This is a genomic window from Pseudomonas sp. MWU12-2345 (assembly GCF_023242385.1).
GTDB lineage: Bacteria > Pseudomonadota > Gammaproteobacteria > Pseudomonadales > Pseudomonadaceae > Aquipseudomonas > Aquipseudomonas gingeri_D.
Map to the genome: position 1 here is coordinate 1045781 of NZ_JALLJA010000001.1, position 23788 is coordinate 1069568.

Here is a 23788-nt window from a genome sequence, read left to right on the forward strand (position 1 = left end):
TTCAAATATCCAGTCGTAAAAACGCACTGCTGGCCCGGGAACAACACAGCAATATCTGATTGTTTGAAGCCTTTTCCTCCTCAGTGAGGAACAGGTCACGGTGATCGGGAATGCCTTCCAATACCCGGGTCAGGCAGGTGCCGCATACACCCTGTTCGCACGACAGCGGCACCTGGACCCCAGCCTCCAGCAACACCTGGGCGATGCTTCGACCCTCGGGCACCTGCAAGGTCAAGCCGGATCGTTCCGCGTGTAGGGTGAATCCTTCACCGGCGACGTCGACCTCGGCGGCGAAGTACTCGCAATGCACGTTCGCCACCGGCCACCCCTGCCGGTGCGCAGTGCCTATCACTGCATCCATGAAACCTGCTGGACCACAGACGTAGACATGCCGTTGTGTCTCTGGCCCTCGCAGCAAGCCAGGAATATCAAGCCGCTGCCCATCGTCATCGATATGCAGCCTCACCTTGTCGGCAAACGGTGCCTGCGTCAGCAACTCCAGGAAAGCAGCACGCCCCCGATTACGTACGCAGTAATGCACTTCAAACGATGCGCCAATCTCGTGCAGCCGCCAGGCCATGGCCAGGATCGGCGTAATGCCGATCCCTCCCCCCACCAGCAATGAATGCCCCGCTCCCTCCTGTAGGCGAAACTGGTTGCTCGGAGGGCTAATCGCGATCAGCAAGCCTTCGTGAAACTGTTCATGAATTCTTGCCGAGCCCCCCCTTGAAACAGGCTCGCGCAAGACTCCCAAGCGGTAAACTTGACGATCTTCGGGCGAACCACAGAGAGAGTAATGGCGGCTAAGACCTGGAGCGACCTGGACCTCAATGTGTGCTCCGGCCTCAAACGCTGGCAGCCCATTGCCAGCAGGATCAACCAACTCCAGAGAGATAATGCCCTCGGCTTCTTCCTTTCGGCGGGCAATACGTACTTCCAGTAAACGGCTCATCATCCGCTCCTCAAAAAAAATCGTGGGTGTAGGTCAGGTAAAGGCGGTTTTCGTCCAGGTCCCGTTGGGTGGTAACGCTGCTGCGCAGCATCGCGTTGCGCCATTGCATGCCGAATCCCCGCAACATCGGGCTCTGGAACGTGTAGCTGATCATCAAGTCACGCTCCCATTCGTGTTGGTCACCTTGATCGGACTTGATACCACCGCCACGCTGATAGATGACCTGACTGGTCAGACCCGGCATCCCCATCACCGCAAAGTTGTAGCCATACTGTGCGACCCAGGTGTTCTCTCCTGCACGCTGGAAGCGGGCACCGGTCTGGCGGTCGGTGATCAGGTAGGTCGAGGAACCGTCGCCCTGGTTGAGAAACGGAAAATCACTGGAACCATTGAGGTGCTGATAACCCAGGCTCACGGCATGGCCGCCCAGGCTGTAGGTGAACAACCCGGCCAAGGCACGATTATCCACTTCGCCGTTGTTGTGATAACCGCTGCTCACATAACCCTCCTGACGCCCGGCCAGGGTTCCGTTCAAGCCGGCGGAGGAGCTGTCGAAGAAACGCAGGTCGGTCTTGAGGCTACCCACCGGTAGCTGTTGCGTCTGCACCAGACCGAGGAAGTGCTGCTGGTAGAAGTCCTCCAGATTGCCGTAGTAGTACTGCAACAGCAGGCTCGAATCGACCTGGTAGTCGACCCCGGCAAAATTGAATTTGTTGCTGCGCCGTCCGGCCGGCCCACCTGCCCCGGCAATTGCCAGGTCTTCGTTGTTCGACGAGTTGCGGCTCTTGACCGCGCTGACCTGCCCGCCGGTCAGGGTGAAGTGATCAAAGTCCCGTGAGGTTACCTGCACACCCTGGAATGTTTCCGGCAACAGGCGCCCGTCGTTGTAGATCAGGATCGGCATCTTTGGCAGCAAGGTGCCAGCCTTGAGTTCGGTCTTGGCGATGCGGATCTTGCCGGTCAGGCCGAGAGTGGCGAAGTCATCCACGGCCCGGCCGCTGGCGTCACTGGGAAAGACGAAGCCACCCTGGGCCGCAGCGGTCGGATTGCCATGGGTGCCCTTGCCCGAGTCCAGGCGTACCCCGAGCATGCCCAGCGCATCGACGCCGAAGCCCACCGGGCCCTGGGTGTAGCCAGAGGTGAAGTTGAGGATAAAGCCCTGGCCCCACTCCTGCAGTTTCGACGGTGCCGCCGCACCGCTGCGGTTGTCCTGGTTGAAGTAGACGTTACGCAGGTCGAGCTTGGCCTTGGCATCGTCGATAAAGCCATCGGCGCGGCTCTGCTGCGCGATGACCAGGGTCAGCAGCGAGAGGCCGAAGGCCATGGGTTTGAAGGCACGCGAGATCATCTTGAGTTGACGCATGGTAGTGACACCCTTGGTTTTTTTATTGTCGGGAGCTCGGGGCCGAACGCGGGCAAAGCGCGGCCCCTCCTGCCGCGAACGGCAGGATTGGTGAAGTTGTGTCTGTGAGTCGGCGTCAGTGCCTCAGTGGGCGGCGGACACCTGCGGTTCACTCAGGTCTTCGCGCACCGCAAAGCGCTGCAACGAGAAGATCGCGATAGAACCGAGCAAGGCTGGTACCGCCAGGGCGATAAAGAACAGCTTGGGCTGGCCCAACTGGGCGATCAGCCAGGCACCGAGCATCGAACCGATGATCGAGCCAACTCGGCCGTTGGCCATGGCCCAGCTCACCCCGGTGGCCCGTGCCGTGGTCGGATAGATGCTTGCGGAGAGAAGGTTCAGGCCGTTCTGCGCCCCGGCTACTCCGAAGCCGACGAAGAACACCGCCACGGTCAGCCAGGCCGCCTGACCCAGGGCAAAGCCCACCAGCGCGATCACTAGCGCCGCGCCGAGGTAGGCCAGGCCCAGCACCTTGTACTGACTGACCCGGTCCATCAGAAGCGCCATGAAAACCGCTCCGAGGGTCCCGCCCAGAGGCACCATGGCACCGATCCGCGCCGAGCTGGCGATGTCATAGCCGGCGTCCTTGAGGATGCTCGGCAACCAACTGGTCAGGAGGTAGAAGACAAACAACGAGCAGAAGAACGTGCCCCACAGCAGCAGCGTGCGCAGCGCTCGGCCTTCGCTGAAGAGTTGCGAGATCGGTGAGCGTTCGACCACCGGCCGCTGGTCCTCGACAAAGGTCACCTCGTCCCAGTCGCGGCGCCCGCTGATCTTCTCCACCACCGTGCGCAAGGCCACGGTATAACGCGGATGCGCGGCCATATAGCGCACCGACTCTGGCAAGTACCAGGCCAGCAGCGGCAGTAACAGCAGTGGTGCCATCCCGCCGATCAGCAACACGCCACGCCAACCGAAGGTCGGGATGATCTGGCTCGCCACCGCCCCCCCCAGGGCCAGGCCCGTGGTGAAACCGCTGTAGCTGAGGGTCACCATGATCATTCGCCGCCGCAGCGGCGAATACTCGGCGCTCAAGGTGATGCAGGTCGGCATCGCGCCACCGAGGCCGATTCCGGTGAGGAAACGCAAGGCGGTGAGGCTATCGATGGAGTGGGCCCAGGCCGAGGCCAGGGTGCCGAAGCTGAAGATCAGCACCGACACCAGCAATACCTTCTTGCGCCCGTACTTGTCGGCGATGGGGCCGAACAGAAAGGCCCCGCACATCAGGCCGAACAGGCCGGCGCCAAAGGCCGGCGACAGTTGACTGGGTTGCAGGCCCCATTCCTGGCGCAGGGACGGCGCGATATAACCGATCACGGCCGTATCGAAACCGTCCACCAGCACCACCAGGAAACACAGCAGCAGGACAATGATCTGGTAGCGAGATATCCCGCAGGCGTCGATGATTTCGCCAATGGAGGCGGTTTTGTGGTTCATGGTGTTTCCCCTGTTATTGGATTTGTCAGTGGGGGTGAAACAAGTTTCAGCACGCTCAGGTCGGGTAGATTTTCGACCTCTGCAACAGGTCCAGTGCAACGTCGACGATCATGTCTTCCTGGCCGCCGACCATGCGCCGCGCGCCCAGTTCGACGAGGATGTCCACCGCCTTGAGCCCGTAGCGCTTCGCAGCGATTTCGGCATGGCGCAGGAAGCTCGAGTAGACCCCGGCGTAACCCAGGGCCAGGGTTTCGCGGTCGACCCGCACCGGTCGGTCCTGCAACGGCCGGACAATGTCGTCGGCCGCATCCATCAGGGTGTAGAGGTCGGTGCCGTGGTTCCAGCCGAGGCGTTCGGCGGCGGCGATAAACACTTCCAGCGGCGCATTGCCGGCCCCGGCGCCCATGCCGGCGAGGCTGGCGTCGATGCGGTCGCAGCCCTCCTCCACGGCAACGATGGAGTTGGCCACCCCCAACGACAGGTTGTGATGGGCATGCATGCCGGTTTCGGTGTCCGCCTTGAGCACCGCCTTCACCGCGCGAAAACGCTCGCGGATATCCTGCATGCCCATCGCGCCGCCGGAATCCACTACGTAGATGCAGGTGGCGCCATAGCTTTCCATCTTCTTCGCCTCGACAGCCAGGTTCTGCGGGCTGGTCAGGTGGCTCATCATCAGGAAGCCGACGGTGTCCATGCCCAGCTCGCGGGCATATTCGATGTGCTGGCGCGAGACATCCGCCTCGGTGCAATGGGTCGCCACCCGGACCACCCGGGCCCCGGCGTTGTACGCGGCCTTGAGGTCGTGGACGGTGCCGATGCCGGGCAGCAACAGGGTCGCCACCTTGGCATGGCTGATCACATCACTGACCGCTTCGATCCATTCCAGGTCGGTATGGGCACCAAAGCCATAGTTGAAGCTGGAACCTTGCAGGCCGTCACCGTGGGCGACTTCGATACTGTCGACCCTGGCCTTGTCGAGGGCACGGGCGATGGTCTGCACATTGTCGATAGAGTACTGGTGGCGCACCGCGTGGCTACCGTCACGCAGGGTCACATCGGAGATATAGAGTTTCTTGCCGGGATTGAAGGTCATGGGAGTCTCCTCAGTGGGCCATGGACCGGGCCATGCGTTCGGCGGTGGCCAACGCGGCACTGGTCATGATGTCGAGGTTGCCGGCATAGGCCGGCAGGTAATGGGCGGCGCCTTCAACTTCGAGAAACACCGTGGTCTTCAGGCCGCTGAACCGGCCCAGGCCGGGAATATGCAGCGGTGCTTCGGCGGGAATCACCTCGAACTGCACCTTCTGCTTGAGTCGATAACCTGGGACATAGGCTTTCACCGCCAGGGCCATCTCTTCGATGGAGGCTTCGACTTCACGTTGATCCGCCGCCTGCGACAGCACATACACCGTGTCGCGCATCATCAAGGGTGGCTCGGCCGGGTTGAGCACGATGATCGCCTTGCCCCTCCCCGCACCGCCCACGACTTCGATGGCTCGCGAGGTGGTTTCGGTGAACTCGTCGATATTGGCCCGAGTCCCGGGACCGGCCGACTTGCTGCTGATGGAGGCGATAATTTCGGCGTAGTGCACCTTCGCCACCCGCGACACCGCCGCCACCATGGGAATGGTCGCCTGGCCGCCGCAGGTGACCATATTGACGTTGGTCGCCTGCAGGTTGGCCTCCAGGTTCACCACCGGTACGCAGTACGGACCGATGGCCGCCGGGGTCAGATCGATCAGGCGAATGCCTGGCTTGTGCTGGCGTAGCAGCGCGTCGTTGGTCACGTGGGCGCTGGCCGAGGTGGCATCGAAGACAAAATCGATGTCGGCGAACTCGGCCATCCGTACCAGGCCTTCAACCCCTTCATGGGTGGTGGCCACACCCAGTCGCTGGGCACGGGCCAGGCCGTCGGAGGCCGAATCGATGCCGACCATCACGGCCATTTCCAGATGCTGGCCGTGGCGCAGGATCTTGATCATCAGGTCGGTGCCGATATTGCCGGAACCAATGATGGCGACTTTTTTCTTGTATTCGCTCATGTCGTGTTCCTCGCGGTCAGCGGCCCAGGGCCTTGGCGGTCTTGCCTGCGATGCCGAAATCGATCTTGGGCACCTCGGTGATGATCACCCGCACCGATTCGCGGGGCGCCTGGATCGACTCCACCGCCGCCTCGGTCAAGGCCGAGATCAAGCGGGCCTTCTGTTCTTCGTCACGGCCTTCGATCAGGAAAACCTGCATGATGGGCATGGTCCGACTCCTCAGGATGATTGCGACTGGAAGCGCATCGAAACGCTGCCCAGGTGCTGGTAACGCACGGTGATCTGGTCGCCGGCCGCCACCGCGATGGCTTCGGTCACACCGCCGGTCATGATGAAACAGCCAGCCGGCAATTCACGGCCCTGGGTCGCGAGCATATTGGCGAGCATCGCCACGCTCTGCGCCGGGTGCCCGAGCACCGCCGCGCCGGCCGCGGTGGCAACCACTTCGCCATTTTTCTCCAGCACCACGCCCAGGCACTTGAGGTCGATGCCGTTGGCACTGCGCGACTGCCCGCCGGTGACAAATCGTGCTGACGAGGTGTTGTCGGCGATCACGCTCTTGAGGTCGAAACGGAAATTCTCGTAACGCGAGTCGATGACCTCCACCGCCGGCAGGATGAAGTCGGTCGCCGCCAGTACATCGCCGACATGACAACCCGGGCCCCGGAGCGGGTGCTTGAGGACAAAGGCGATTTCCGCCTCGACCTTGGGGTGGATCAGCGAATCGATATCGATCACCGCGCCGTCCATGCACGAGCCGTAGTCGGTGAGAAAGCCGTGGATCGGTTCGGTAACGCCCATCTGCTTCATCTTCGCGAAGGAAGTCAGGCCCATTTTCAGACCGACGATGCGCACGCCCCGCGCCTCCTTGCGTTGGCGGATCGCATCCTGGATCGCATAGGCGTCTTCCCAGTCCATCTCTGGATGGGTGTCGGTGATCTTGGCCACCGCCTCACGGTTCAGCTCGGCGTTTTCCAGGTGCTCGGCCAGGCCGGCGATGGTTTCTGCTGTCAGGTTCATCAGGTTTTCCTTATATGAAACGCACGGAGGCCGAGCCGATACCGCCGAGGCTCATGCGCAATTGATCGCCAGGCTTGACCGGCACCATGGCCGCCAGCGAACCGGAGAGAATCACCTCGCCGCGCTTGAGGCCTATGCCCAGTCGCCCGAGGGTATTGGCCAGCCAGACCACGGCATTGGCCGGGTGCCCGAGGGCCGCCGCACCGGCGCCGGTGGCAACAATTTCACCGTTCTTTTCCAGGGTCATGCCGACACAGGCCAGGTCGACTTCATGGGGTGCGACGCCGGCATCGCCGAGGACAAAGGCCGCCGCCGAAGCGTTGTCGGCCACGGTGTCCTGGATACGGATCTTCCAGTCGCGAATCCGCGAGTCGACGATCTCGAAACACGGCATCACGTAGGCCGTGGCCCGCAGCACATCGGCCAGGGTCACCCCAGGGCCGTTCAGGTCGTCCTTGAGCACAAAGGCGATTTCGCCTTCGGCCTTGGGCGCGATCAGGTCGGCACAGGCGATGGATGCGCCATCGCCCAGGAGCATGCCGCTGAGCAGATGGCCGAAGTCCGGCTGATCCACCCCGAGCATGTCCATCACCACTTGACTGGTGACGCCGATTTTCTTGCCGATGATCCGCTCGCCCGCGTCCAGCCGGGGCTGGATCATCGCCAACTGGATCTGGTAGGCGTCTTCGATCGTCAGATCCGGGTGGCTGTCGGTCAGCGGCGCGATGGCCTGGCGTTCGCTCAGGGCGCGGTGCAGACCCGTGCCGAGTTGCTGGATGGATCGGGAATTCATGGTCGGCCTCACAAGCGAACGCAAACGTTGCGAAGTTCGGTGTAGAACTCCAGGGAGTGCACACCGCCCTCACGGCCAATGCCCGATTGCTTGGCGCCGCCGAAGGCGGTGCGCAGGTCGCGCAGAAACCACGAGTTGATCCAGCAGATCCCGACATCCAGCGCCGCCCCCATGCGATGGGCGACTTGCAGGTTGCTGGTCCAGACGCTGGCGGCGAGACCGTATTGAGTGGCGTTGACCAACCGCACCACTTCTTCCTCGTCGTCGAACGGCGCGATATGGCAGCACGGGCCGAAGATCTCTTCGCGGATCACCGCCGAGCTTTCCGCCAGGCCGGTCCAGATGGTCGGCTGAATCCAGGCGCCTTCGGCCAGTTCCGCCGGCATTTCCGGAGTCCCGCCGCCACTGACCACGGTCGCGCCGTCCTGCACCGCCTGGCGGTAGTAACCGAGGACTTTTTCTCGATGTCCCAGGGAAACCAGCGGTCCCATAGTGGTGCCTTCGGCATAAGGCGCGCCGATACGCAGGGTGTCGACCTTGGCCTTGAGCGCCTGGACAAAACGCTCGAACAATGGCCGCTGGACATAGACACGCTCAGTACCCAGGCAGACCTGACCGCTGTTTTCAAAGGCCGAGCGGGCGATGCCGGCCACCGCCTTGTCCAGGTCGGCATCGGCGAACACCACGCCGGCGTTCTTGCCGCCCAGTTCCAGGGACACCGGACGCAGGCCCTTGGCTGCGGCCTTCATGATGATTTCACCGGTGCCGGTTTCGCCGGTGAAAGTGATGCCATTGACCTCCGGGTGCGCGGTCAGGAAGGCTCCAGCAGAGTTCTCGCCAAAGCCATGGACCACGTTGTAGACCCCAGCCGGCACGCCGGCATCGCGCATCACTTCGCCGAGTAAGGTGGCGGTGGCCGGGGTTTCTTCCGAAGGCTTGACCACCACGGTGTTGCCACAGGCCAAGGCCGGGCCGACTTTCCAGGTCATCAGCAGCAGCGGCAGGTTCCACGGGCAGACCACGGCAATCACGCCCCTGGGCGCACGCACCCCGTAATTGACCGCCTTGCCGCCGTCCGGGGTGTCCATGGTGAAACTTTCGGTGGGCACGTTCTTGATCAGGTCGGCAAAGACCTTGAAGTTCGCCGCACCCCGGGGAATATCCAGGTGACTGGCCAGGCCGCAAGGCTTGCCGGTGTCGGCGATTTCCGCGGCAATAAATTCTTCGGCGCGTTGTTCAATGCCTTCGGCGACCTTGTGCAGCAAGGCCACGCGCTGGGCCACGGAGAATTTGCCCCAAGGCCCGGATAACGCCGCGCGGGCGGCCTTGACTGCGGCATCGACCTGGGCCTCGCCGGCTTCATGCACCGGACCGATCAGGCTGTTGTCGGCAGGGTTGCGGTTGTCGAAGGTGCGCACACCCTCAACCCACTGGTTACCAATAAAGTTGTGAAACTCGCGCAGAGGCAGTTTGGACATGATCAGTTTCCTTCTTCTTGTAAGCGGATACCCGCCTCGGCATCGCCGGCGGTGAGGTAATCCCACATGCGTTCGAAAATGCGTCCCGAATTGGTGGCGCGGCGCTCGGTTTCCCCGGTGCTGAGTACTGGCCCCGCCAGACCGGACGCCAGCAGTTGCAACTCGATACGGGCGGCGTCCTCCAGGTACCAGTTGAGGGTCAGTGCCTCCCCCAGCGAGCCGCCGACCACAATCGCGCCGTTGCCACGCATCACCAGCGCGGGATTGCCGGCCAGTTGCTCGGCCAAGGCTGCGGCCTGGGTGTCGTCGCGCAGCAATTGCGGGTCGTCCCACAGCGGGATCGAGGAATGGAAATAGGCGCCCATGCCATGCCGCGATTGCGGTGTCAGGCGGGCACAGGACAAGGTCATCACCTGGGCCGGCATACTGCGGATCACCGCACCGACCTCGGCACGGCGGCGATAGATCTGCTGATGAATACGCACTTCGCCGAGCACTGCGGCCGGCAATTCGGCGTCGATGGCAACCACCACGCCGTCCTCGCCTGGCTCGATCAAGCCCATGGGCTTGGCCGCGCAGACCAGGAAATGCCCGGCATCCAGGCGCAGGCTGCAATGCCCGTAGGCATGGGCCAGACCGGCCCGGGACAAGGCCCGGGCGGCCATTCGCAGTTCGATCTGTTGATGGGGCGTGGCCACGGGAGTCCGACTCATGACTTGAACTCCGGGATATCCGGCTTCGAGCCCCAGGCGCAGAACGACGACAGCGCCAGCGGGAATTGTCGAGGGTGGTGGGTGGTTTCCTGCTCGGGGGCAATGTGGCTGACCCCGGTGGAGTATTCGTAGGTCATGCCGTCCGGCCCCTCGAAGTAGAGGAACACCGCTCCCGAAGTCGGATGGCGGCCCGGCCCGAAGAGGATCTTGATGCCGCGCTCACGCAGGAAGTAATAGGCGCGCATCACGTCGTCGATGGTCTCGACCTGATGGTTGATGTGCTGCACCCCCGGATGCACCGAGGGAAACAGGGCGATCTTGTGGTGCACCTCATCGATACGCAGCAGCGGCGCATCGCCGATCCGGTCACTGACCCTGGCATTCGCCAGTTGGGTCCAGAAGGCTTCGTCGCGCTTGGCATCGGTGGTACGCAAACCGATATGGCTGAAGCCGGTTATCCCGGCATCCCGCGACGGGAAATAACGTCCGCCATAAGCATGGGGGGCAAGCACCAGTTCAATCTGGTTGCCGCTGGGATCGCGGAAGTGAATCAGCTCGGCAACCGCGCGCAGCTCGGCCTCTTCACGACTGCCATGGCGTACGGCAAAGCCGTTGTCTTCCAGTAGTTGCGCGGCGTGGTCGAGTTCGGCGCTGGAGTTGAGTTCAAAAGCGGTGGTGGTTTCGGTGGGATCACCTTCGTAGTAACACAGGGTGTGGTCGCGGCTATCGGAGCGCAAATACACCGCTCCGTTGGCGCTGCGAGCGACCTGCAAGCCCAGCACCTGCGTGGCGTACTGGCGAGCCTGGTCGATATCCGCCGTGCCCAGTCGCACGTAGCGGATGTCATGCAGATTGATCATGAGGGAAGCCTCAGTATTATTTTTGTCTGGACACAATCCTCGCGCCCTGGCTCAAATAGCAGAAGCAAATTCTAGTTATTCAATCTATTTGATATGGTTATAGTCATGCGCACAGACCTGAACCTTTTGCGAGTGCTACTGGCCATTCACGATTGCGGCAATGTCACCCTTGCCGCCAAACGTTTGGGCATGAGTCAACCTGCTACCAGCGCTGCACTATCACGCCTGCGCCACTCTCTCGGTGATCCATTGTTCGTCCGTAGCGGTACAACCATGGAGCCCACCCCGCGAGCCCGCAACATCGTTGAACGCACCCGCGAAGTCATCGCCACTATTGACCAGGAAATCCTCACCAGCCCCACCTTCGACCCAGCCCACAGCACCGAAGAGTTCACCTTTTGCCTTAGCGAAATTGGTGAAGTAGTTTTCCTTCCCGCCCTCTTCGACCGCCTTCGCGCAGAAGCCCCAAATGCCAAGATCCGCTGTTTAAGTCTCGCCCCCAAAGACCTGCTTGAAGCGCTACGTGAAGGCAAGGTCGACTCCGTGCTTGGCTACTTCCCCGACCTGGATGCGCCGAACATCTACCAACAACGTCTGTTCTCCCACGACCTCGTCTGCCTCATTCGCAGCGGCCATCGCATCACTGGCGAACAACTCTCCATCGAAGAATTTTGCGGCCTCGAACACTTGCAAGTACGAGACGGCAGCCGCAGCCAGGAAATGTACGAAGCCCACTTGGCGAACAAAGGGATTGAACGCAACATTGTTCTGCAAATGTCCCACTACATGAGCATGGCAGCGATTATCGAGCGTTCGGATTTGGTGGTGGTTCTGCCACGGACTGTGGCCAATCTATATGCCAGGAGTGCGGCGGTCAGGCTCATTGAACCACCCGTGCAGATACCGCCCTATAGCCTTAAACATCATTGGCATGCCAGGTATCATAAGGATCCGCGGCATCTTTGGTTAAGAGGACAGGTTTTGGAGATGTTCGGTGATCGAGAGAGCTCTTACTTAGCTCTCGAGAAACCTTAAGATGCAGGAACAGCATTTTTCTGCGACTGGCATCCTATGTGTGTGATTCACTTTTTCGTACAGAGTCTGGCAGGGGTAATAAGCTGATTGTCGAAGGGAGCCAGACCATGTCTTGGGCGGAAACCGGGCCATTTACAGCCGTTCGACGGACGAGTGTAAATCGGCGACCATCTGCACAGCGACGGTCAGCACACGAGAGGCATTACGTGGAGTTTCTGCGATTTCTCAAGTGCGACAATAGTCGGAAGCTGGAGTCCCAAGTTGTCAGGTTCTACTGTCCGAAGTGCGAAATAAACTATGATCACGGAGGACCGATGAATCAAACCAGTACCGAAGCAGATCAATCCCCGGTGAGCACCGCAGGATGGCTGAGACCGGCTCATTTTTATGTTTGGCTGGCGGCTGGCGCGGTGTTCTATTTTGGTGACGAACTCGACCGCGTGTATGGGCTTTGGCTCTTAATGATTCCGCTGCTTGGAGTCCCCGCGCTCATTGCAATGGGTACCTTCATCGTCGGGCTGATCGCCAGTTTATGGTACCGCCGATGGGGTAGGTTACTTTCCGTCATAGGCGCGCCGGCCCTAACGATCGGGTTGCTAGTGGCCTTGGCCCACTACGAAATCAATCCCGACTGGATACGATTCCAATTGACGAGTGGTCACTACGCGGAACTGGCCCGCAATCTACCCGGGTCGTCGCCAAAATACGGGAAGTGGGATTGGGGGGGAACCGGCGGGGCTACTGGACCGAACCTCTTCTACAACCTTGTCTACGATGAAACTGACAAGCCGCTCGATCGACCTGAGATGGCAGAACAAAAGGGCTGGACATATTCAGTGCGTTCGTATGGTCGCCACTTCTTTTTGATCACGGCACTGTACCAGTGATTTAGCGCGCCAAAATAGGCAGGACTCTGCTCAAATCGAAACATTTTGGCTCTTGTTGCAATGTCTTCTCCATTCGAGGCCGTGTCTGACACATTGCGTTGAATATGCCTTTCGGGCGGTTTGACGGACCGCTCAGGGTCGCCTGCGGCCTCCCACGACGGCCAGAAGCGGCCTGTCGCAACAGATCGACAACCTGACTGACAATCTGTTGCAGTGATGGTCACGGGGAACGGGTCAAACCTTCGCCCCGCCCGTCGCTACTCGCTTGGATATTCGACATAAGCGATGACCTTACCAAAGGGCGCACTGGCCATACCGATAGGCATGCTCAACGTTGGGTGCCCTGGTACCTGAGTATTGATCACCGAAACCTGCTCTCCTGGGGCGGAGTTGTCGGCGGCAACCATCAACAAGTAGGCACCATCAGCCGGCGCAACGCCGGTCCAAACGATCGCCAGGGCGTTGGTACCGGTCAGGTTGTCAGCCACGACATTACCTTGCACATCGAGCACCAGCGCCTTGGGTTTCAGTGCGCTCTTTGCCAACCCCATGCACATGTTGTTGCACAGCGAGATGACATTGATCTTGTAGCGTTGGCCCTTGCGTAACGAGAACTCGAACAGTCGATAGTTACTTTTTTCTGCACCTGAAGCGATACGGGGATCCGTTGCGCTGATTTCCCAGCGGGTGGGAAACAGACCACGATTGACCGGCAACGGCACCGCCTGTGAGAGGCGGACCGCCTCCTGGAAAGAGTGAGCAATGGGGGTACCGCTCACCTGGACCTGGTCGGTGTACTGCTGCCCAGAATTGTTCGAACAGCCGACCAGCAGTAGAGCTGCCACCAAGGGAAGTATGTATTTAAGCATCGCGAATCGTCCACGGAGTTCTGTTGAATTTGAATTCCGCGCTTTTATGTGAAATCTGCGAGAATTTGGTCAGCCAAACACTTTTGGTAAATAGACCTCATTGCTTTCCCTGCTCGTCATCTTAGCTGAAGTGGCGCAGGCTAGCCTTCAAGCCTGGGCAATAGGCCATCATAATGGTTATTTTAGGCTTTTTCCAATGAATGGAGTCTGGCCTTGATCGAGAGAAGAGTACGGATGTTCTCTAGGGCTGGGGCTGTCATCGAGTAGCGATCAGGTGTAATTGGTGAGGAGCGCCTTGTATTTCCCCCTATAGATTACGCCATCCAGCGATGGCCTGGTCGGTCAGAACTGAATCGCCCCGGTTTCGTAGACACCCGAAGGCCGTTTGGGGTCGATTTCTGCCCTTGGTGACAGGCAGAAATCGGCCAAACCCGGACCTTCACTTTCAAAGGCAGGTGTTCGCTTGTAGTAGAATGCTGCTTTAAACAAAATAAATTTCACCATGGATGTTCAAGCGCTCGAACAAAGCAACGTCTTATCGATCACTGTGGACCAGGCCCATCGCTATTTCGAGATGGTTGTCAGTCTAGATGACGAGACTAGATACAAGCTGATGGCATGGAACGCCGACGGCGCTGAGCTGACTATCAGACTTGGCGCGCTTCACGTCCAAAACTCCAGCGGGCTCGGAGAGCTTGAAGGGATAAACATTGTTGAAAACGTTCTATTCCTTGAGGGTGATTTTGGAGATATGGCGATTAAAGCCACTACGTTTTTGCTCGAAAAGCTGATGTAATTCCCCTGCGCGGGCGGAAACCTTGTGGCGTCACAGTGGCTCTGATTGCCTTCGCATCAAGCCCCAAGACACCTTCATCCTCCCTGGTAGGTCGTAGCCAACAACTCATGCGCTCCCACTACTCCATTCAAATCACACCAGCGGGACCATTGCCCGCCTTCTACAGCATCGCCGAACATCTCTGGGGAACAGGCTGTGATGTTGATTCTGATGGTGACTGCACCGCTTTAGATGATCGCCATTGGACGGAACTGACGTTGTCGCTACGTGGTACCCCAGGAGAACGCCTCGACATTGACCCTCTCTCGATCAGCCCCCTTGCGTTGGTAATCCGCTCATCACGAGCAGCTCTCTGCCGAAAAGCGGCTGACTTCATCGTATCTGTTTCTGGAGGCTCCATCGGAGCTACTGTGAATGTCGAGCCCACATGAGCGCAGACGCTAGGTTCGATTCCTGACACTTGAGAGGTCCTTCTGATGCTCCCTTTCCTGCTACCCGACAGATTGCAAACCGAACGCCTGACGTTACGGCCATTGCGAGGGGAAGACGCGCCTATCCTCTACTCCCAATATACCAACGATGCGGAAGTCGCCAGGTATCTGCCATGGGGCCGGCATAGCGCCCCCTCCCAGACTGTTACCATGATCCATTACGCTGCGGAACTCGCAGAACAACGTACGGCCTATCTGCTCGCTATCACACTAGCTGACAGCCCTGAAGTACCCATCGGCCTTCTCAACCTTGGCGACAGTGAAGAAGGAGTATCCGTCGGCTTCGGATTGGTCCGCCATCAGTGGGGTAAAGGGTATGGCCGTGAACTGGTCGCCTACCTCAAGAGCTGGCTCCTGGAGCAGACTGGCGTCACGCAGGTATGGGCCTACTGCGACGACGAAAACGAAGCGTCCGCTCGGGTCTTGATCCAGGCCGGGCTACAACTCAAAGATAAGATCCAAGGCTACGCAGTACACCCCAATCTGTCTTCGGAGCCGCGTGATTGCACGCTGTTTGCTGCCCATCGTGATACAGGAGTATAGGGATGGCACTTGCCCTTACTACTTGATGGCCCCTTCGGGTTGATTGCAGCCGGTGGTGACAGGCTGCAATCAACCCGACGCAGACAACAACACCGCCCTGTCATAAATATCGCGGCGCCTAGCCCCACCGGCAAACTCAGTTTGCCGAGTTCGAAAACACCATGAATGAACGTCAAAAAACAATTAAAAGCAAAATCGACGCCGTGGTGGCCGCCAGCGAATCTGGCGAGATTACCTACAAATCAGAGTGGCTCGGTTACCTTCCCTTCGGGGTGTATCACTGGGTTGAGCACCAGGGCAAAGACGTTTCCAGCGACTTTCCCGCGGGATGGATTCTGGAGGACCTGGATAGACTTGAGCAGACAGGGTTCCTGGAAAAGCTTGAAGCTTACGAGAATCCGGAAGACGAGTTTGAGCGGCATATCATGTATCGAGTTTGTGTTGAACGCATATAACAGTTGGCTGACTACAATTTGACCGCGTACGCTTTCAGCCAAAAGCGACCATCCCCCGAGCAGCCCGGCTAGAGTCTGCGACTCCGTCTCCAATGCGTCAAAGGTACCGCTCAATGTTTAACCGCTATGTCGCCTCCCGCGAAAGGATGGTTCAGGATCTAGGCAATGCGCGTTTGCTGCTGGGTCAGCGACTTTCCGAGTTGTTGCATGACCAATACTACTTCAACGATGAGAAGTATCCGGGAGACATAGGATCGTTAATGTGGCGATGTGGCGGCCATCAAGCCGTTGCGATGTACTTGCTGAGCGATGGGGAAAGCGTCGGTGCTGATCTACTAGATCCAGGTCCCCCTGCGCCCTTCGAGCTTGATGCAGCTAGCACCTGCTCTTGGCGTAGAGAAAATCTGCTTACCGGCTTATCCGTCCCCCTTTTTTGAAGGCAAGATCATCACAGAGGTTCAAGGAGTCGTCGACAACAGATGGGACCAGGGGGCTAGGCTTGTCGCCTTCAAAATCACCTTCGAAACAGGCGACTACCTAATCTATCAGAACCAGGGTGACGATGCAGTTGTGCTGATCAACGAGCCACCGAAGAATTTGGTCGGTACCGAAACCAGCTTGGTGACTTCGTTGGGGTGACCACCCAGGTCTGATTGCGGCCAGTAGTAATCGACCAAAAACGGGACTGCTGCAGACAGAACACATCACTTAAAAACAGGCGATTTCATGACGCGATTCAGTATCTACAGCGGCACGGTTCTGGTGGGCCACTCGGCTCTGGAGTCTGGAGACCCACCCATGGGTGTTGCTTTCGGCGAATTCGAGCCTGCTGATGGATACGTGGGCATACAGAGCGAGTGCAGAACAAACCACTCCGATCAATCTGCTTTAAACCTCTCTGTTCAGACCCGAACAGGCCGTGTCATTCCGTGTGCTGGCGTGGGCATTCTGGATTACACCGAAGAACTCATGCCTCCTTGCATTGAGGTCAACATTCTGGGTGTTCCACATGCGGTGTACATTGAGTTGTTTCCCAATCAAGTCGCTAGATACACGCGCCAATTCGACTAATCGGGCAAGTGCATCAAGCAGCTTTTGCTCGAAGGCGGCCTATTACAACCCGCCGCAACCGGCCAGAAGCCAACATCGTGGCAATAGCCCAATTCGCCTATAGGCTCAGCTGAGGTCACACCCACTCGGCTTAGGCCACGTAGCCGCCGGCCTTTGCGCCTTCACACTGGCCGACACCGGGATGTTCACGTTCTCAACACCGACCTCGGCTTCGAGCTCATTGATGCTTCGAATGTAGGTATCCAGATTGCCCAAGCCGGCCTGATTGGGAATGTACCAACTGATGGCCTGTGTCTCTCCTGCCGCATTCGTGGTGACGACCGTTTTCCAGAAATAGTCCGGCGTACGGATGCCATGGGAGGCCACGAAGTAATCGTTCGACGGATCGCTGTACACCACACCGCCATAGACATGAACCGTCGCCAAATCCCGATAGCACTCCGCAACCTCCTCGGCCTGCTTCCAGATACCGCGGTTGAAGGTGCCCACCTGCGGCACGATGTTGGTCATGTAGTTGGCTCGTCGAATGTAGGTCTCGTCGTAATCCATGTGGTTGGAGGTCACGAGATGTCCCCGGTCCCAACCACCGACACTGGAGTAAGTCACCGCACTGGACTGCTGACCGCAGCCACTGGGCAGATCCGGGTCCAGACGAAACGACGAGGGACGCGGCACCGACCCGGTATCGGCAGTCAGCACATACTGATAACGCAACGCAGTATGGTTCGTGCAGTCATACGTCAGCACGAAGCCCCCCTTGTCGAGCGTGACGATGTTTGAGGCGACGGAGGCCCCCACGGTAGCCGATGATCGAAGCGCTTCATGCGTAGGGCTCTGACAGCCCGACATGACAAGGAAGGAGAAACACAGCGTACCCAGGAATAAATTCGTTCGCATGACATGTCCCTATGACGTGAACTGAGGATGACGCGCTGATTGTAGGCCACGGCCAGACGCCACCTCTATCCGCATCTATTGCGCACTGTTTCGAGCCCGCTCCCTGTCCCCACGATTATCGCCCCCGACAAAAACCACCTCTTCGCTGCAATGCTCAGCGACCGGCAAAAGCTCGCAGTGATTCCAGTGGAATCACAGTGGCGAACAGCCCACGTTCCAAGGAAAGTGGCTTGACGCACGATAGTCCCCATGCCCAGGATGAAGCATCTTGAGGAGGGATCCTTCATGCCAAACGTGCTTTACTTTGCGAGCGACGACAACTTGAACTGCGTCCAGGTGATGCGAAAGCGCTTCTCTGCAAGCACTTTCACCTCCGTGGCGGCCACTCCCGACCCCGCGACCCTCCTCGCCGCCCTCATCAAAGCCCAGCCGGTCGATTTGCTGCTTATTGGCACGCACGGCGCACACGCGGCCTTTCTTACCATCTCCGGCCACTCGGAGTCCGATGTACCAGGTTGTGACATCTCTTACGAAACCGACCACGCGCGACACACTCACCCCACCAGCTTCGGTACGACGATCAAGCCCTACCTCGCGGACAATGCCGTGATATCACTCATCTCTTGCTCCGTGGCCGGGGGCGATCACGGGAAGACCTTCATGATGGAAATATCAGCGGCGACAGAGGCCACGGTACGCGCGGCCGACAACGAGGTTCAGGTCAACACCGTGGGAGATGAAACGGTCAACGTCACCGTCAACAGCGGCGGCGTGTGGGAGAGTACGAAGGGGAGCTACCCAGTGGAAGTCACCAAACGCGGGCATCGCTACCAATATTGGTGAGGGCAGCCTTTTGCCGAAGGATCGACGCGATGTGCTCTCCTTGAACTGGCGAGCACCGATCAAACAGAAGAACTGATTAAAGCGGCAGCGGCCCTTCCAAGGGGCCACTGCCCTCCAGCTCAAAGTCTCCACCGTCATTCCGGCTCATCAGCCTCAGGAGCCGGCACAGGACGCTCTGGCACCATCATGGAAAGGCTCTCGACACGATGCGGCAAAATCCCCACGCGACTGGCCTGAACCTTCATGGCCCGACATTCGACACCGTTGTCATCCTCCCACTTGTCCATGAGCATTCGCCCTGTGACCAGCACCCGCATCCCTTTACAGTAGAGCTCGGAATAGCGCTCAGCGTCCTTGTGCCAGACCTCAACACCAGCCCAGTACCCGCCTCGATCCTCGTACTTGCCATCATTTTTCGGAATCGGATTATCGAAGTAAACATTCAACCGAAGCAGCCGGTAAGGCTCGTTGTTACCGTTGGAGATCTCCTTGAACTCAGGCTCCGTGCCGATGTTGCCCTCACCCCAAAAATTGGTGGCCATGGTTAGTTCCCCTCCGTGTGATGACTGACGTCTTGATCCATTCGCTGGCGATAAACCTGGTCAGCCACCTCCACCTTGCAAGCACACAAAAACGCCTGACGACTAATGCTGTGGGTCAGGCTGATCTGCATATTGATCACGATCCGCTGCAGCTCCAGCGCATGAAGCTCGGGCACCAGGCCAATCGAGGTGCGCTCATCGCGGATCAACTCCGCCCACAGGTCTACGCCCATCTTGCTGCGATCCACCCGGCTCCAACGCAAGAACACTGTGCCCGCTCCAGTGGGCTGTCTCGTCAATCGAATGGGCAACAACGTGAACGGATAACGCTCGGCTTGGGCCAGCACGCCCTGGATGGCCAACTCGATCAGACTGCCCGTCAGTTGACTGCACACATCCCCGAATTCAACCAGCTCCCCCTTACCCTTAAAAGGCTTTAAAAGCCCTTTAAGGAAGGCTGTGTATTCCAATGCCTGGAAGGCAGTGTGTTGCAGCGGCTGGAAGGCAATGTGTTCTGCCTCAACGCCCGACGCCGCCGAGTGATCGCCCCCAAAAATATCGCCTGAAATACTCATGGCATCACCCTCCCACGCGTTCGGAACCCATCGCCGGCTCAGCCAAGCCCGCACTGGAAGATACCTGGCCATCGCCCACCGCATCCTCAACCTCGGCCCCGCCCTCAATCTCTTTTTCAACAGCCTCCAGCCGTCCCTCGTCATTGACCCGACGCCGAATGATCTGAGGCGCAAACTCGCAACGACGCGTACCCTCCAGCACATCCGCCGGCAACTCCCCAAACCGCTCCCGAGCTTCACGCGCCGCGGCATTGTTGGCGGCGAAATCCTCACGGGTCACCCCTGAAAACTTGAACTGCTGGGCCAAGCCAAACAGGCTGCGCAACACATGCCCGCCCGCATTGATCCAGCGCTCCATATCTCGACGCCCCATCAAAGCCGTGTGATTAGCCAACAGCAACTGGCGGGCGATGTTGTCGTAGTCAATCAGCAGGTAGACGGCCAAAAAGCCCAACGGAGTGTTGATATAGAAAGGCACCGTGACCGGGTGAACATTGAAGTTTTCACCCACCTGCATTGCAGAGGGCAGACATCTCATCAACTCGTCCAGTTGCCCCCGAATCAGCGTCAACGCGTCTTTCGAGTGCACGAGCTTCTCGTGGATACGGATCATCCAAAAGTCGGCGTAAGGGTCATCCTGCTCAGCCCCGTGCTTGATCTTGTTCACCAGGCTGACAAAACCGTTGAGGCTGATGATGCTGCTCTTCTCCTGGTCCGCCGGCCTGCCTTGCCAGATGCGAACAGCGTAGTGAGTGTGAAGCGTGAGCTCCATGGCACTGCGCAAAGGACCAAGACTGAGTGGAAATGGATTAGACATGGAAGGCTCCTGATAGATTGAGGTCAAGGCATCAGTGTCATCAGGAACAGGCGAGGCGTCAGTCGACAAACAGGTTTACGTATGATTCGTTTTAACGCGCGAAGGTCGAGAAGCGGAACTCACAGGATGGGGGATGGGGGATGGGACAGGCGAGCCGCGTGCCGATTCACTGAAAATTCAGTAGCACCAAGCCAGTATGATTCCAGTGGAATCACCTGGAGAACTTCCCCCCAGCTCCCCACTTGCCAGGGCGAACGGGGACCCACTGCGGTCCCCGAGATAAAGCCGTGGAAGGATCCGCTGGCGATCACAGCAGGTCTTGAGTGATCCAGCTTTGGATAATGCTCCAGACCTTCGCCAGACTCTGCGTTGACTCTCGCTCAGTCATCAGCATGGCTACCTTCAAAACGGAGCGCATACACTGCAGGTTGGTACTCTGCTCCTTCGTGAGTTTGGCCCAATGCTCCCGGAGAATGGCCTCATGCTCAGGGCCGACTTTAGGTAAGCGTCCCTTACGACAGGGAATCCCCAGAATGTCACGCCGGACAGCGACCTCCTTGGGTGGCAAACCAAAGAGTTCAGTAATCATGGCCGTACTCGCGCCCAAGCTGATCGCACGCCGGATCATGCCCTCCTCATCCATATTTCTGGCATGGGCCAACAACCGTTGGACAATGGTGCCATCCACGATAACCCTAAACCAGGGGACCGGTGAGTTCACCAAGGCCACCATGTTGTGAGGATCACTCAGGGTTTGTAAGTCCTTTTCTTCAAACCCCATGGCCAGGCAGCTACGCAGTTGGCCATTTTTGATGTTGTCTAAAACTTGAAAGGCGACTGCCAAATTCAAAGGGAGCACATGTACCTCCACCATTCCATGGTAATTAAACAACCTGATTCACAGGTCGATCTTCCTGTCGTTCAACAAGACGCCGAGCCAAACGTATGACCCGGAACAGCTTGATCAGGGCGATATCACTGAGACGCTCTGGTCTCGACACCGGCTGATCGTTGAGCGGCAAACCGCCCAGAAGTAATTGCCCGAGCTTGACCGAGAATCGGTCGCCGGACATTTCAAAGGGCAACGCCAGATTAGTGTTGCCCCTGAGTGGTGCTGGCCCTGAGACCAGTCCACAACCGTCGCTCAATCCCTCCAAGAGATTGAGGATAATGAGCGCCTCAGGCGTGGGCCCCTCTGGCGTGATAGTGAGCGAATCATTGCCCCAGTCCACCGGATAGATGCACTGATAACCGATACCCTGGCTCCTCGCGCAGAAGAACTCAGGCGCTAGTGCCACCTCATCGGCGATGTCCCGCACCAAACCAAAAATCGCCTGGCGCAAACCCTCAGGATCATCGACAGCACCTTCGAGATCGTCACAATCCACCGCCCCATTGGGTTCATCCACCTGCACGGCAACGAACGGTTGAGGCATCGACTCGACAGCCGCTGTCGCATCACCGTCGTCACTGATCTGCAGCGGCCCGACCACTTCAGTGCAGGGCATTTGTTCCGGTGTGATCGAGCCTATAGGGTCCTGAAGGCCTGTAGGCTGTTCCTCTGCCGTGAGCGTGAACGGCAGCTCGCCCAAGGGCTCAGGCGGGACCACTTCGCCAACCCTCAAAGGATTGCCAGACGCCGGCACCTCGGATACCCCAGGAGCGTTGTCAGTGGCCTGCCCTGCTTGCGGCGATAACAATGGAGTTGTCTGGGAAAGCTCCATCGCATGCTGTTGCGACACCTGACGTTCGGGTTCAAGGAGGTCCAGTTTCAGCGCGTTGTAATCCTGCCCCAGTAACTGCGCCATCTTATGCAGCAACTCATCTTGGAAACGTTCGTAGCTGAAGTCTCCCTGGTCAAACAGAGCAAGAGTCTCCTGGAACAGGGGGGCGTGATCCATCGCTTGCCCCACTGCCCCCGCGTACTTCAACCAAGTTCTTTCACTCAACCGGCGCAGCGCGGTCAGCTTTTCGATTTGGGGCTTACCCAAGCCTGCGTGCAACGTATTGGGAATGGCCGGCAGCAAATAGCGCAGCGTGTCCTGCATCTTGCTGATGTGGGACTGCGAAACCGGGTAACCATCGGCCATAAGGCGCCTGGCCAACTCACGCTGGGAAAGCGGCGCTTCCAGCTCCTGTTCATAGAACGCCTTCAGCCGCTCCACCCCCAGCGCCCGCTCGATAAAGGTCAGCCCACCGTGCAGGTCGTTCTCCGTCAGGTGCCCTGCCAGGGCAACGATCTCCCCACGAGCCGGCCAAGGACGAAACAAGCAGTGAATACGAAAGAACTGCTCGTCTCGGGTTTCCTGCCAGAGGTCATTGAGAATCGCCAGCCGTGTATTACCACCGTTGCGGATGATGAAGTGCGCCTCTCCTGGCCTACGGGTGATGGGTGGTGGCGCGTCCAAACCACGGCTGAGGATGGAAGCCCGTATCTCGTCATACAGCGGGTTGCGGTTCACCCGGGGGTCGTATTCATAGGCCCGCAGTTCGTCCAGCGTCACAATCATCGGGGTGTCGACAACGGGATCAGGTAATCGCGCCGTCATCGTCTCTTCCTTGTCGTCCCTCAAAGACCTCGAGAGCCTCTGCCAAGTCCTCAAGATCGGATTGAGACTCATAGCAGTACCCCTCAAGCTGAACACGCAGTACCTCAACCTCTGCCCAACCCTCCAGGCGGCAAGCCAGTTCGTACAGAAAACCACGGCTGTCCAACAACTCTTTGCTGAGTTTGAACAGTACCGTGCAGGTGTCATCGACACCCTCATCAAGGCCCAAATCCATTTGTGCATTCTCCCTGTTGTAGCGATCGCCCACAGCGCCGGCCGCCTTCTACTTCGCCTTGTGGCAGGAATGACTCAGCAGCCCCACCGAACTCTCCTCCTGCAAGATCCGAACCCGCACCCATCGTCTATGAGCGTCATCGTGCATGTCATCGGATCCATTCCGTAATGACGCTCTTGATTTTTAGTTCATTTCCTAAGAGGTCTCTGTCAGTAAAAGCGCCTCATCAAAGAGAAAAGCAGGCGCTCATTGTGAGAAGCCACAGTAGTTATCAATCCATGGGGGGAAATGTCGCCACGATCACTGACAAAAAAGAGCAACCCAACACCTGTACCCGAAGTAATCACACGTCGATGCTTGAACCTGAGTGCATCTGCCAGAGCTCCCGTTACGCCTCAAGGCTGACGTTTGATGCGGTGAAATACTTAGCCTCACGGGCATGGGAAGCGGACGCCCGCAATCCACCTTGCTATCCTGCTGCCCGGG

The 23788-nt window shown here is 58.7% G+C and carries 28 protein-coding genes; 8 read left to right on the forward strand and 20 right to left on the reverse strand.

Annotated elements, in window-relative coordinates:
* Nucleotide 1: 1 nt before the first annotated feature.
* The 11 genes from M5C71_RS04270 to M5C71_RS04320 all read right to left on the reverse strand — a co-directional run bounded on the left by M5C71_RS04270 (nt 2) and on the right by M5C71_RS04320 (nt 10697).
* Nucleotides 2-955 carry a PDR/VanB family oxidoreductase gene (locus M5C71_RS04270; RefSeq protein ID WP_248767314.1) on the reverse strand — a complete coding sequence of 318 codons (954 nt, stop codon included), beginning with the start codon at nt 953-955 and terminating at the stop codon, nt 2-4.
* Between the two features lie 7 nt (nt 956-962).
* Nucleotides 963-2300, reverse strand: coding sequence for an OprD family porin (locus tag M5C71_RS04275; protein WP_247263251.1), 1338 nt, complete (start codon nt 2298-2300; stop codon nt 963-965).
* A 138-nt stretch (nt 2301-2438) separates the two neighbouring features.
* Entirely contained in the window at nt 2439-3791 is a 1353-nt protein-coding gene (locus tag M5C71_RS04280) for an aromatic acid/H+ symport family MFS transporter (protein WP_103495301.1), read from the reverse strand.
* Nucleotides 3792-3846: 55 nt separating this feature from the next.
* The gene (gene dmpG / locus M5C71_RS04285; RefSeq protein WP_103495302.1) at nt 3847-4884 is read right to left on the reverse strand and encodes a 4-hydroxy-2-oxovalerate aldolase; all 1038 of its coding nucleotides are present in this window, start codon (nt 4882-4884) and stop codon (nt 3847-3849) included.
* A gap of 10 nt (nt 4885-4894) precedes the next feature.
* Entirely contained in the window at nt 4895-5833 is a 939-nt protein-coding gene (locus M5C71_RS04290; RefSeq protein WP_103495303.1) for an acetaldehyde dehydrogenase (acetylating), read from the reverse strand.
* A gap of 16 nt (nt 5834-5849) precedes the next feature.
* Nucleotides 5850-6041 (reverse strand): 2-hydroxymuconate tautomerase family protein, encoded by a 192-nt coding sequence (locus M5C71_RS04295; RefSeq protein WP_103495304.1) that lies wholly within the window; start codon nt 6039-6041, stop codon nt 5850-5852.
* An 11-nt stretch (nt 6042-6052) separates the two neighbouring features.
* The gene (dmpH, locus tag M5C71_RS04300; protein ID WP_103495305.1) at nt 6053-6853 is read right to left on the reverse strand and encodes a 2-oxo-3-hexenedioate decarboxylase; all 801 of its coding nucleotides are present in this window, start codon (nt 6851-6853) and stop codon (nt 6053-6055) included.
* A gap of 10 nt (nt 6854-6863) precedes the next feature.
* The gene (gene dmpE / locus M5C71_RS04305; protein ID WP_103495306.1) at nt 6864-7646 is read right to left on the reverse strand and encodes a 2-oxopent-4-enoate hydratase; all 783 of its coding nucleotides are present in this window, start codon (nt 7644-7646) and stop codon (nt 6864-6866) included.
* Nucleotides 7647-7654: 8 nt separating this feature from the next.
* Nucleotides 7655-9109 (reverse strand): 2-hydroxymuconic semialdehyde dehydrogenase, encoded by a 1455-nt coding sequence (locus tag M5C71_RS04310; protein WP_248767488.1) that lies wholly within the window; start codon nt 9107-9109, stop codon nt 7655-7657.
* Between the two features lie 17 nt (nt 9110-9126).
* Nucleotides 9127-9837, reverse strand: coding sequence for a class II aldolase/adducin family protein (locus M5C71_RS04315; RefSeq protein WP_248767315.1), 711 nt, complete (start codon nt 9835-9837; stop codon nt 9127-9129).
* Nucleotides 9834-10697: a VOC family protein gene (locus tag M5C71_RS04320; RefSeq protein ID WP_103495307.1), complete on the reverse strand. Its 864-nt coding sequence runs from the start codon at nt 10695-10697 to the stop codon at nt 9834-9836. The genes M5C71_RS04315 and M5C71_RS04320 overlap by 4 nt, the downstream gene beginning before the upstream one ends.
* 105 nt (nt 10698-10802) lie before the next feature.
* Between M5C71_RS04320 and M5C71_RS04325 the strand changes: the two genes are divergently transcribed.
* Nucleotides 10803-11732: a LysR family transcriptional regulator gene (locus M5C71_RS04325; protein WP_103495323.1), complete on the forward strand. Its 930-nt coding sequence runs from the start codon at nt 10803-10805 to the stop codon at nt 11730-11732.
* A gap of 314 nt (nt 11733-12046) precedes the next feature.
* A complete protein-coding gene (locus M5C71_RS04330) occupies nt 12047-12619 on the forward strand; it encodes a hypothetical protein (RefSeq protein WP_103495308.1) in 573 nt (190 codons plus the stop codon).
* Nucleotides 12620-12876: 257 nt separating this feature from the next.
* On the opposite strand, the gene M5C71_RS04335 is transcribed toward M5C71_RS04330, so the two are convergent.
* Both M5C71_RS04335 and M5C71_RS04340 read right to left on the reverse strand, forming a co-directional pair.
* Nucleotides 12877-13488 carry a hypothetical protein gene (locus tag M5C71_RS04335; protein ID WP_103495309.1) on the reverse strand — a complete coding sequence of 204 codons (612 nt, stop codon included), beginning with the start codon at nt 13486-13488 and terminating at the stop codon, nt 12877-12879.
* Nucleotides 13489-13830: 342 nt separating this feature from the next.
* Complete coding sequence (locus M5C71_RS04340) at nt 13831-13992, reverse strand: hypothetical protein (RefSeq protein WP_248767316.1); 162 nt, start codon at nt 13990-13992, stop codon at nt 13831-13833.
* On the opposite strand from M5C71_RS04340, the gene M5C71_RS04345 reads away from it, so the two are divergent.
* The 5 genes from M5C71_RS04345 (at nt 13991) to M5C71_RS04365 (ending at nt 16844) form a co-directional block, all read left to right on the forward strand.
* Nucleotides 13991-14284, forward strand: a complete 294-nt coding sequence (locus M5C71_RS04345; RefSeq protein ID WP_103495310.1) for a hypothetical protein — start codon at nt 13991-13993, stop codon at nt 14282-14284. The genes M5C71_RS04340 and M5C71_RS04345 overlap by 2 nt on opposite strands.
* Before the next feature lie 476 nt (nt 14285-14760).
* Entirely contained in the window at nt 14761-15318 is a 558-nt protein-coding gene (locus M5C71_RS04350) for a GNAT family N-acetyltransferase (RefSeq protein ID WP_248767317.1), read from the forward strand.
* 161 nt (nt 15319-15479) lie between these two features.
* The gene (locus M5C71_RS04355; protein WP_103495313.1) at nt 15480-15773 is read left to right on the forward strand and encodes a hypothetical protein; all 294 of its coding nucleotides are present in this window, start codon (nt 15480-15482) and stop codon (nt 15771-15773) included.
* Nucleotides 15774-16142: 369 nt separating this feature from the next.
* Nucleotides 16143-16412: a hypothetical protein gene (locus M5C71_RS04360; RefSeq protein WP_247263237.1), complete on the forward strand. Its 270-nt coding sequence runs from the start codon at nt 16143-16145 to the stop codon at nt 16410-16412.
* A gap of 159 nt (nt 16413-16571) precedes the next feature.
* A complete protein-coding gene (locus tag M5C71_RS04365) occupies nt 16572-16844 on the forward strand; it encodes a hypothetical protein (protein WP_103495314.1) in 273 nt (90 codons plus the stop codon).
* Between the two features lie 105 nt (nt 16845-16949).
* Here M5C71_RS04365 and M5C71_RS04370 read toward each other — a convergent pair whose 3' ends face one another.
* Nucleotides 16950-17741, reverse strand: a complete 792-nt coding sequence (locus M5C71_RS04370) for a DNA/RNA non-specific endonuclease (protein WP_247263236.1) — start codon at nt 17739-17741, stop codon at nt 16950-16952.
* Nucleotides 17742-18026: 285 nt separating this feature from the next.
* Here M5C71_RS04370 and M5C71_RS04375 point away from each other — a divergent pair, with 285 nt between their 5' ends.
* The gene (locus M5C71_RS04375) at nt 18027-18584 is read left to right on the forward strand and encodes a DUF4347 domain-containing protein (protein WP_178129999.1); all 558 of its coding nucleotides are present in this window, start codon (nt 18027-18029) and stop codon (nt 18582-18584) included.
* Nucleotides 18585-18718: 134 nt separating this feature from the next.
* Here M5C71_RS04375 and M5C71_RS04380 read toward each other — a convergent pair whose 3' ends face one another.
* The 6 genes from M5C71_RS04380 to M5C71_RS04405 form a co-directional block, all read right to left on the reverse strand.
* Nucleotides 18719-19126, reverse strand: a complete 408-nt coding sequence (locus M5C71_RS04380) for a single-stranded DNA-binding protein (RefSeq protein ID WP_103495316.1) — start codon at nt 19124-19126, stop codon at nt 18719-18721.
* 2 nt (nt 19127-19128) lie between these two features.
* Nucleotides 19129-19701, reverse strand: coding sequence for a DUF3158 family protein (locus M5C71_RS04385; protein WP_247263235.1), 573 nt, complete (start codon nt 19699-19701; stop codon nt 19129-19131).
* Nucleotides 19702-19705: 4 nt separating this feature from the next.
* A complete protein-coding gene (locus M5C71_RS04390) occupies nt 19706-20518 on the reverse strand; it encodes a PFL_4669 family integrating conjugative element protein (RefSeq protein ID WP_248767318.1) in 813 nt (270 codons plus the stop codon).
* Between the two features lie 307 nt (nt 20519-20825).
* On the reverse strand, nt 20826-21377 hold the full coding sequence (locus tag M5C71_RS04395; RefSeq protein WP_103498057.1) for an STY4526/YPO1902 family pathogenicity island replication protein: 552 nt from the start codon (nt 21375-21377) through the stop codon (nt 20826-20828).
* Between the two features lie 25 nt (nt 21378-21402).
* Nucleotides 21403-23067 (reverse strand): ParB family protein, encoded by a 1665-nt coding sequence (locus M5C71_RS04400; protein WP_247263234.1) that lies wholly within the window; start codon nt 23065-23067, stop codon nt 21403-21405.
* The gene (locus tag M5C71_RS04405; RefSeq protein ID WP_247263233.1) at nt 23048-23335 is read right to left on the reverse strand and encodes a hypothetical protein; all 288 of its coding nucleotides are present in this window, start codon (nt 23333-23335) and stop codon (nt 23048-23050) included. The genes M5C71_RS04400 and M5C71_RS04405 overlap by 20 nt, the downstream gene beginning before the upstream one ends.
* Nucleotides 23336-23788 lie beyond the last annotated feature (453 nt).

Coding starts and splice junctions, on each gene's coding strand:
- M5C71_RS04270 (WP_248767314.1), bottom strand. CDS start 955: ATGATGAGCCGTTTACTGGAAGTACGTATTGCCCGCCGAAAGGAAGAA.
- M5C71_RS04275 (WP_247263251.1), bottom strand. CDS start 2,300: ATGATCTCGCGTGCCTTCAAACCCATGGCCTTCGGCCTCTCGCTGCTG.
- M5C71_RS04280 (WP_103495301.1), bottom strand. CDS start 3,791: ATGAACCACAAAACCGCCTCCATTGGCGAAATCATCGACGCCTGCGGG.
- dmpG (WP_103495302.1), bottom strand. CDS start 4,884: ATGACCTTCAATCCCGGCAAGAAACTCTATATCTCCGATGTGACCCTG.
- M5C71_RS04290 (WP_103495303.1), bottom strand. CDS start 5,833: ATGAGCGAATACAAGAAAAAAGTCGCCATCATTGGTTCCGGCAATATC.
- M5C71_RS04295 (WP_103495304.1), bottom strand. CDS start 6,041: ATGCCCATCATGCAGGTTTTCCTGATCGAAGGCCGTGACGAAGAACAG.
- dmpH (WP_103495305.1), bottom strand. CDS start 6,853: ATGAACCTGACAGCAGAAACCATCGCCGGCCTGGCCGAGCACCTGGAA.
- dmpE (WP_103495306.1), bottom strand. CDS start 7,646: ATGAATTCCCGATCCATCCAGCAACTCGGCACGGGTCTGCACCGCGCC.
- M5C71_RS04315 (WP_248767315.1), bottom strand. CDS start 9,837: ATGAGTCGGACTCCCGTGGCCACGCCCCATCAACAGATCGAACTGCGA.
- M5C71_RS04320 (WP_103495307.1), bottom strand. CDS start 10,697: ATGATCAATCTGCATGACATCCGCTACGTGCGACTGGGCACGGCGGAT.
- M5C71_RS04325 (WP_103495323.1), top strand. CDS start 10,803: ATGCGCACAGACCTGAACCTTTTGCGAGTGCTACTGGCCATTCACGAT.
- M5C71_RS04330 (WP_103495308.1), top strand. CDS start 12,047: ATGAATCAAACCAGTACCGAAGCAGATCAATCCCCGGTGAGCACCGCA.
- M5C71_RS04335 (WP_103495309.1), bottom strand. CDS start 13,488: ATGCTTAAATACATACTTCCCTTGGTGGCAGCTCTACTGCTGGTCGGC.
- M5C71_RS04345 (WP_103495310.1), top strand. CDS start 13,991: ATGGATGTTCAAGCGCTCGAACAAAGCAACGTCTTATCGATCACTGTG.
- M5C71_RS04340 (WP_248767316.1), bottom strand. CDS start 13,992: ATGGTGAAATTTATTTTGTTTAAAGCAGCATTCTACTACAAGCGAACA.
- M5C71_RS04350 (WP_248767317.1), top strand. CDS start 14,761: ATGCTCCCTTTCCTGCTACCCGACAGATTGCAAACCGAACGCCTGACG.
- M5C71_RS04355 (WP_103495313.1), top strand. CDS start 15,480: ATGAATGAACGTCAAAAAACAATTAAAAGCAAAATCGACGCCGTGGTG.
- M5C71_RS04360 (WP_247263237.1), top strand. CDS start 16,143: ATGCAGCTAGCACCTGCTCTTGGCGTAGAGAAAATCTGCTTACCGGCT.
- M5C71_RS04365 (WP_103495314.1), top strand. CDS start 16,572: ATGGGTGTTGCTTTCGGCGAATTCGAGCCTGCTGATGGATACGTGGGC.
- M5C71_RS04370 (WP_247263236.1), bottom strand. CDS start 17,741: ATGCGAACGAATTTATTCCTGGGTACGCTGTGTTTCTCCTTCCTTGTC.
- M5C71_RS04375 (WP_178129999.1), top strand. CDS start 18,027: ATGCCAAACGTGCTTTACTTTGCGAGCGACGACAACTTGAACTGCGTC.
- M5C71_RS04380 (WP_103495316.1), bottom strand. CDS start 19,126: ATGGCCACCAATTTTTGGGGTGAGGGCAACATCGGCACGGAGCCTGAG.
- M5C71_RS04385 (WP_247263235.1), bottom strand. CDS start 19,701: ATGAGTATTTCAGGCGATATTTTTGGGGGCGATCACTCGGCGGCGTCG.
- M5C71_RS04390 (WP_248767318.1), bottom strand. CDS start 20,518: ATGTCTAATCCATTTCCACTCAGTCTTGGTCCTTTGCGCAGTGCCATG.
- M5C71_RS04400 (WP_247263234.1), bottom strand. CDS start 23,067: ATGACGGCGCGATTACCTGATCCCGTTGTCGACACCCCGATGATTGTG.